Origin of the sequence: Xenorhabdus entomophaga (genome assembly GCF_037996725.1) — a bacterium.
Classification (GTDB): domain Bacteria; phylum Pseudomonadota; class Gammaproteobacteria; order Enterobacterales; family Enterobacteriaceae; genus Xenorhabdus; species Xenorhabdus khoisanae.
On record NZ_JBBMXH010000185.1, the window covers coordinates 1 to 4,014 of the forward strand.

A 4,014-nucleotide genomic window follows, 5' to 3' on the forward strand; every position below is an offset into this window, starting at 1 on the left:
ATATGTGGCAGCTCATCAAAAGAGTTAAGATTTTCTTGAATGCCGCTTCAGCAAATAGTTGGAAAGGAATAGGAAATATGAAATTCTCATAATTATGAAAAGTTATATATAATTTAGTTGCATTACAATAAAAATTGTTATCCAACTAACAGTTTTGGTTTAATTATTTGCATGAATTTTATTTTAAGAACATTATGATATATAACTAGCTTTATAATAAATACCCTACAATAAACAATAAAAATGAAGATAAAAATTGCCCTCATTGATGACCATGTTGTTGTCCGTTCAGGCTTTGCTCAATTATTGACTCTTGAAGATGACATTATCATCGTAGGTCAATACAGCAGTGCCAGTGAAGCATGGTCAGATTTACTAAAAAAAACGATTGATATTGTGATCATGGATATTTCCATGCCCAGTGAGAGTGGCTTACAGCTTCTGGCACGGTTACGCCCCACATGCCCCAATTTTCGTACTATCATGCTCAGCATTCATGACACGGCTGCTTTGGTACAGAGTGCACTTGATGCAGGTGCACGCGGCTATTTGACAAAATGCTGTGGGCCAGAAGAATTAATCCAAGCAGTACGAACTGTTCATAAAGGAGAAATTTATCTCTGCGCTGACGCATTGAAGGCTCTGCGTCATAGACCCCAAGAAGTTACCGTATTACAAATACTAACCTCACGGGAAAAAGAAATTTTTAAATTACTAATCAATGGTGTTAGCGTAAAAGATATAGCTGAGCAACTTGAGCTAAGCCCCAAAACAGTACATGTTCATCGTGCTAATATACTTAGTAAATTGCAGTGCGATTCCACTATTGAACTTGTTCATTACGCATTACAACATCAAATCATTACGGGTTAGTAAATGAATTGGAAAGTACGTTTCGGTTTACAATCTCTATTTATATTTATTTTCTACTCAATTAGCTGGATTTCACTTTGGATTATTAGTTTTTATTTACATGAGGATGGGCAACAGGCAGTGCTTTTCCTGCCACAAGGATTGAGACTCGTTCTGATGATTCTGTTATGGAGGCGTTATTTACCGCTCCTCATTATCAGTGAAATCAGCATGCTATCATGGTTGATTAACGAACAATTAATTACAAACCCAGCTATATTATTTTCTCCTGGAATCAGCCTGATCACGGTCTTATTGATTCAACAAATCTGGAAGCGTTATTCTCTTTATTGGCAACAGCTCTCCATTCTGTTAATTGGCGTTATTATTAATAGCTTGTTACAAACTTTTTGCCTAAGTTTTTCACCATCATCTAAAGTAAATCTTTTTTTTCTCGCTTCAATCACCGGAGGTGTTCTTCTATCTCCGTTTGTTTATCTGATTTACATCTATTTATATGAGCAAAGTTTAAAAAGCAATCACATTACAGACGATTCATTCTATCCACAATTACGATCATCTTTCTTAATGTGGTGTTTTCTATTCAGTTTATTAGGGATAAGTGGGCATTTCTTTTTATCCCCAAAAATTGAAGGGCTTTTATCAATTTTGGTTTTTCTTCCCAATGTTTTTATGGCTTATCGTTATGGTTGGCAAGGAGGTGTTTTCTCTGCGTTGTTAGGTAGCTTAATAGTGACTTTTGCTCGTCAATCCAGTGGCTCATTTAGTGAACTCCAAGAATTGGAAATCTTTTTGACTACCCAGGCTTTATTAGGTATTGGGCTTGGTATAGCTATCAGCCGCCAACAACAGCTAGCGAGTAACTTAAATCACTATCGTGCACGATTGGAAAAAGAGTTAGTTGCACGTTATACCTTAATGCAAAATCTAGTACACATTGAAGAAGAGATCCGCAAAAATATTGCCAGAGAATTACATGATGAAATTGGACAAAATATCACTGCTATTCAAATTCAATCTACCTTGGTAAAACGTACAGCAAACTCACCGCTGGTAATAAAAGCAGCAGAACAAATCAAATACCTATCCCAACAAATTCATCAATCTACCCGTCAGCTACTACGCGAACTACGCCCACCAGCCTTAGATGAAATGTCATTCGAGCAGGCCATTCGTCATCTGGTAAATGAATTCGCTTTCGAAGAACAAAACATTATTTGTCAGTTTGATTATCGACTTCCACAAGAGCCGAAGAATAGCACCATTACCTTAACTCTCTATCGACTTATTCAAGAATTACTGAACAATATCAGTAAACATGCTAACGCTAATACCATTACGGTCATCTTAAAACAGAAAGAAAATTTAATTCAGCTCCAAGTCAGTGATAACGGAATTGGCATCATAGATGATAAGAAAAATACAGGGTTTGGTTTGAAGGGGATTGAAGAACGAGTTCGTGTCCTTGGTGGTAACTGGAGCTTAAATACTCAACAAGGAACTCATGTTGTTGTTAATTTACCTATAAATTCTGATGAGGGTATTAAATCATCAGAAATCATTTCTGACGTACTAAAACTATAGCTTCTAAGGCTTTTATGGATATTTATTATGCAAACCAATAGCAATGAGCAGATTTCACAAAATTATCGCTATTGGAGAAGCCATCTGTTGATATCAATGATTGTGGGTTATGCCGCATTTCAATTAACACGTAAGAGCTTGAATATTGCCATGCCTGAAATGCAGATAGAATTGATGCTAAATAAAGATGATATTGGCTGGATAGCCAGTCTCTTTTATCTTGCTTATGGCTGTTCAAAATTTGTATCAGGAATTTTCCATGACCATACTGGATATAGCTGGTTTATGGGAGCTGGATTATTAGTAACCGGAATACTCAATATCATTTTCACCTTTTGCTCATCACTAACCGCTTTGTTGATTGTCTGGACACTAAATGGCTTTTTTCAGGGATGGGGATGGCCTCCCTGTGCACGACTATTAACTCACTGGTATTCCCGTAATGAACGAGGTTTCTGGTGGGGATGCTGGAATATTTCTATAAATATAAGTGGAATTCTTCTAACACTATTATCCGCGCTGTTAACAACAACCTATAGCTGGCGAGCTGCTCTACTGATCCCTGGAGTTATTAGCATCATATTGGGAATCTGGTTATGCCGAAAGCTGCCTGGAATTCCACAACAACAGGGGTTACCTAGCATTGGACAGTGGCGGCAAGATGCAATGGAGCTAAGGCAGGAACATTCATCTCCACCAATGTCAATGATGAAAATCCTACAAGAAACAATTTTGTTCAATCGCACCATTTGGATTCTTGGATGTTCCTATATATTGGTGTATTTCATTAGGATTGCAATACATGACTGGGGTAATCTTTGGTTATCAGAAAAACATGGAGCCAACTTATTCAGTTCTAATGTTACCCTTTCACTATTTGAACTAGGTGGTTTGTTAGGTGCACTTTGCTCAGGATGGGGGTCTGACATATTCTTTCGTAGCCGACGAACTCCAATGATTCTACTGTTTTCTATCGGATTGTTTTTTTCAGTAACCGCTCTTTGGTTAGTTCCTATACAACACTATGTTTTATTGTCCACTTGTATTTTCAGTATCGGTTTTTTTGTTTTCGGCCCGCAAATGCTAATTGGATTAGCCGCAACGGAATATTGCCATAAGAAAGCTGCCGGTACAGTCACTGGGTATTTAGGTCTATATGCCTACCTTAGCGCAGCTATCGCAGGATGGCCACTAAGTCAAATAATTAACAACTACGACTGGTCTGGTATGTTTGCTTTGCTCACGTTAGCTTCTGCATTGATGGGATTATTACTAATGCCACTATTAATCGCAGATATTAATAAATACAGTAAAAAAACCTAACAAAATAGTCATATTTAACTCCAAAATAGCCAGTAATTACCGATGGGTTTACTGAAACTATCGCATTAGAGTGTAAACAGCCCGACTCTACATACACTACGGCTGTTTCCGCTCTAGATATGTTATATACCAATCTAACTTGAAGATGCAGGTTTTAAAATCTGAAAATTGTCAGTCAGTCGAGTCGTCAATTCTTTCGCTTTTTCTGGCAACGTGACATGAAAAAAGTGACAA

3 protein-coding genes are annotated in these 4,014 nt (G+C 37.3%); all 3 read left to right on the forward strand.

Annotation, left to right across the window (positions count from 1 at the left end; translation table 11 throughout):
* Positions 1-243: 243 nt before the first annotated feature.
* The 3 genes from AAC854_RS21585 to uhpC are packed head-to-tail and all read left to right on the forward strand — an operon-like array spanning position 244 to position 3,780.
* Positions 244-873, forward strand: a complete 630-nt coding sequence (locus AAC854_RS21585; RefSeq protein WP_340618891.1) for a response regulator — start codon at positions 244-246, stop codon at positions 871-873.
* A gap of 3 nt (positions 874-876) precedes the next feature.
* On the forward strand, positions 877-2,457 hold the full coding sequence (locus tag AAC854_RS21590) for an MASE1 domain-containing sensor histidine kinase (protein WP_340618892.1): 1,581 nt from the start codon (positions 877-879) through the stop codon (positions 2,455-2,457).
* Between the two features lie 27 nt (positions 2,458-2,484).
* The gene (gene uhpC, locus AAC854_RS21595) at positions 2,485-3,780 is read left to right on the forward strand and encodes an MFS transporter family glucose-6-phosphate receptor UhpC (RefSeq protein WP_340618893.1); all 1,296 of its coding nucleotides are present in this window, start codon (positions 2,485-2,487) and stop codon (positions 3,778-3,780) included.
* Positions 3,781-4,014: the final 234 nt, after the last annotated feature.